Origin of the sequence: Ectothiorhodospira shaposhnikovii (assembly GCF_016584105.1) — a bacterium.
In the GTDB taxonomy this organism is placed as follows: Bacteria; Pseudomonadota; Gammaproteobacteria; order Ectothiorhodospirales; family Ectothiorhodospiraceae; genus Ectothiorhodospira; species Ectothiorhodospira shaposhnikovii.
This window is the reverse complement of record NZ_NRSM01000141.1, coordinates 1-275: the sequence shown is the minus strand read 5'-3', so window position 1 is coordinate 275 and position 275 is coordinate 1. Positions and strand designations below refer to the sequence as shown.

Here is a 275-nt window from a genome sequence, read left to right as displayed (position 1 = left end):
GGTGGAGAGCGCCGGCAACCGGGTTCAGCGTCACGCCCTGTACGGCGCCCTCCACGCGGTTGCCGGCGCTCTCCACCTGAATGCCGTTGACGGTCAGCCGGGCGTTCTGGCCGGCAATGCGGGTGGCGGTATCCAGCTGCAGGCCGCCGCCCAGATCGCCGCCGAAGCTGATGCTCGACACCGCCGCCTCGGTGCCGCTCTTGCGGGCGGTGAGCACCAGCCGGTGCGGCTGGCCGCTGCCGTCGTTGATGAGCGAGGCGCGCACACCGCCGTTC

The 275-nt window shown here is 72.4% G+C and carries 1 pseudogene; it reads right to left on the bottom strand.

The window, feature by feature from the left end:
* Positions 1-275 (bottom strand): annotated as a pseudogene (locus tag CKO35_RS17750) (hypothetical protein); the annotation flags it as partial.